The 3,202-nt window shown below is 56.7% G+C and carries 3 protein-coding genes; 1 reads left to right on the forward strand and 2 read right to left on the reverse strand.

Going from position 1 to position 3,202, the window contains the following annotated elements; all coding sequences use genetic code 11:
- Nucleotides 1–339: 339 nt before the first annotated feature.
- The gene (locus FGE21_RS19165) at nt 340–1,065 is read right to left on the reverse strand and encodes an ABC transporter permease (RefSeq protein WP_139665007.1); all 726 of its coding nucleotides are present in this window, start codon (nt 1,063–1,065) and stop codon (nt 340–342) included.
- Entirely contained in the window at nt 1,062–2,027 is a 966-nt protein-coding gene (locus FGE21_RS19170) for an ABC transporter ATP-binding protein (RefSeq protein WP_255731672.1), read from the reverse strand. The genes FGE21_RS19165 and FGE21_RS19170 overlap by 4 nt, the downstream gene beginning before the upstream one ends.
- Here FGE21_RS19170 and FGE21_RS19175 point away from each other — a divergent pair.
- Nucleotides 2,009–2,851, forward strand: a complete 843-nt coding sequence (locus tag FGE21_RS19175; RefSeq protein ID WP_139665009.1) for a LytTR family DNA-binding domain-containing protein — start codon at nt 2,009–2,011, stop codon at nt 2,849–2,851. The genes FGE21_RS19170 and FGE21_RS19175 overlap by 19 nt on opposite strands.
- Nucleotides 2,852–3,202: the final 351 nt, after the last annotated feature.

The following is a 3,202-nucleotide window of genomic DNA, read 5'->3' on the forward strand; positions in this document are numbered from 1 at the left end:
GTTTTCTGGGACCACTTCAGATTTTCGGAGCACGGCATGCGGACACTCTGCATCTTTTTATGAGAACTTCCGGCGCTGGGTCTGGCGACGCTCCTTGTTTGGAAACCCGCACATCTGAGGCCGAGATAGGCAAGCTTCACTCCAGGATTGGGCCGCTTGTCGTGGAACAGGATTTTTTGGCGAGCGCCTCGCATCAGTTGCTCGGGACGCGAGGCCGAAACTGGTGAGCGCGGTCCACAAGCTGAGCCAGCGCCGCCACGCATGTCGCGAATTGGTAGCGAGCGGGCAAAGCGCCAATTCGCCGCGGCGGTCCCAATGTCCGTTTCCGATCACAAGGCCTCACTGGCGATTTGCGTATCTTAGCGAAACAAAGATCACTGCTGCTGCGAACAACGTCCAACCCATCAGGGTGAACAGCTGCTGTGGCTTCCACGCCGTGTCATTAATCGCAGCCCAGGCCAATTCCCCCATGGCACGGGTTGGTGTCCACTCCGAAATCGCTGCAATGGGTGCAGGCATGAACATCGGTGGAACCCACAATCCGCCCAGATAGGCCAAAGGCAGGAAGATCAGATTGGCAATGGGAACAGCAGCACGTGCAGAGGCCACAGACCCAAGTGCAATGCCCATCACAGTCGCCGGAATGGTCGCCAGAAGGCAAACCAAAACCAGTCGCGCCCAGGCTGATGCGGAGAGGACAAAGTCGGTCATCAAAAGAGCCACCGCAATCACGAAGCAAACCGCCATGCTTACAAATACCAACGAGGCTACCATGCGCGCGATCCATCGATTGGCTGAATGTCCAGGCAGACTGCGCTGCCAAGTTGCAAACGTACTCTCCCGATCCTGTGCAACGCTGACGCCGAACTGAAAGAAACCCACCCCGAGCACGGCATAGATGGCAAATGAGGCCATCGCGTTGGCGGCCCAGCTTCCGCCGCCGCTCTGTGCGCCAAAGAACGCATAGAGCATTGCGGGAAAAAGCACTGTTGGCACCCAGAAACCGGGCTGACGAAAGAGAATGGTCAAGATCAGGCCGCATTCGGCGCGTAGATGTTGTGTCATTGGGTGAACCCCTCTTTGCGAATGTGTTTGATCAATACGTCCAGCGGCAATGGTTCCAAGGAAAGGTTTTGGAAGGGCAAGTTGTCTGCAATCATCCGGCGCAGGCTGGAGTCTGCGTCTTCTGCATCCATATGCCACCGCCGTCCGTCATGGGTGGCCTGCATCCATTCCGGCGGAACAGTGCCCGGAGGTAGATCGAAGCTGAGATGCTTGATGTTGGCGCGGACACGCATGTCATCAATACGTGTATTCAAGACCGTTTCGCCTTGATCGATCAGACTGATGCTGTCGCAGATCGCCTCAATCTCATCCCAGTTATGTGATGTGAGAACCAGCGCGCCGCCATGAGCAACATAGGCGCGCGCGGCCTCGCGAAAGCCGTCTTGGGCGTCGATATCCAAACCGGTGGTTGGCTCATCCAGGAACACCAAGGCCGGCTCACTGGCGAAGGCCAAAGCGAGCGCGACACGGCGCAATTCCCCACCGGAAAACCCAGCAACCCTGCGCTCGATCAGGGTCTGCAAACCAAACTGCTCTGCAAGGTCATCAATTTTGGGGGTCTTGCCATAGCAGGCCGCTGTATATCGCAGAAGCTCTCGTGGCGTGAGCTGATCGGGAAAGTCCGTGGCTTGCGGTGTTGCGCCCGTAGCCTGACGGGCCTTGAGGCTGCCTGCAGCGTTCCCAAACACAAGTACGTCGCCCGCGTCCGGTCTGCAAAGGCCCATCAACATGGACAAGGTGGTGGATTTACCCGCACCGTTTGGCCCCAGTAGGCCAAGGGCAGACCCTGGCATGACCTCCAGATTCACGTTTGAGACGGCTTTCACGTCCCCAAAGCGCTTTGCGAGACCGGTTGCGCGGATGGGATAATCATTTGAATTGTAATCTGTCATTCTTGATCCCGTGCTTTGACTAAATCTGCCAAACAGGTATTGGTCAGGATATGATCCATCCCAAGCCAAGTTACGCGTCCGACACGAAAAACCCCGGCAATGGCAGCCCTATGTCGTTGGCGCTTCGCCAACTGCAGGCGACCTTGGCCAGCCCGGTGTTCTGGATTGTCGTAGGAACGGCTGTCGGGCTGACCGCAATGGCGGGACCCTACTACACTTTGGAGCGTCTGAGCTTTCCCGAGCGTCTGGTATATTGGGGTGTCACCATCCCTTTATCCGCTCTGACCATGACGGTGCTTTCAACCGTTGCCTTCAGGCTGACCAAAGCGAGATCTCTCAACTGGGTGATTGTGACCGTTCTGGTAGGTCTGGTCGGCGTCCTGCCTGTAACGGGCAGTGTTTATCTGAGCGAGGGGATCGCAACCGGTTTTGAAGATGGCTGGCTCGACGGTGTGAGCTTCTTCAGACTGGCGCTGTTTGTTGCCCCGTCGCTTATTGGTGTGACGTTGGTCGTCAATGCCTTGTTCGAATTTCGAGTGGTGGGACAAGACAGCGCTGTACTCGAACCACCTCCCCAGAGTGAGACGCTGCTTCAAAGCAAACTGCCGCATCATCTTGGGCATGAGATCGTCACCGTGCAGGCTCGGGATCACTACGCCGAAGTGACCACTCTGAAAGGCAGTGCCATGGTGTTGATGCGGTTGGGGGATGCGGTACGTGATCTTGAACCGCTTGGCGGGTTACAGGTGCATCGGTCATGGTGGGTAAATCTCGCCCATTTGGCTCGAACAGAAACGGGCAAAAGTGGCCAAGAATTAGTGATGAAGACTGGCCAGAGAGTTCCCGTTGGCCGCAGTTTCCGAAAAGCGCTGAAAGAGGCTTTGCGAGAGTAGTTTTGGTCGTTCCATTCTGCATATCGTCGCCCGGCTTTCTAAATCGCCGAAGACTCACTTCCCACAAACCTGTAAAGAGACACCGATGAGTTCTAGCAGGTTTTGGACTGCTGCCTGCAACAAACCGGACGTTCATGCCGAGTGCAGCATTTGTCAAAGTGGGCTCACAGCTGTCTTACGGCAGTGCAGCAGCAGAGTTGCAGCAAAATCGCATGCAAGCCTTGCTGCTGGATGACGGCTCCCAGCCCAAAGCGGCCCAACAGCCATTGGCACAATCCTGCGATAGCTGACCTTGGCCACGCACGTCGCGAACTGGTAAGGGCGGGACGAAGCCGCCGCTCCACCTTCCAG

Source organism: Phaeobacter sp. B1627 (genome assembly GCF_006265095.1).
Classification (GTDB): Bacteria; Pseudomonadota; Alphaproteobacteria; order Rhodobacterales; family Rhodobacteraceae; genus Epibacterium.

Coding starts and splice junctions, on each gene's coding strand:
- FGE21_RS19165 (WP_139665007.1), bottom strand. CDS start 1,065: ATGACACAACATCTACGCGCCGAATGCGGCCTGATCTTGACCATTCTC.
- FGE21_RS19175 (WP_139665009.1), top strand. CDS start 2,009: ATGATCCATCCCAAGCCAAGTTACGCGTCCGACACGAAAAACCCCGGC.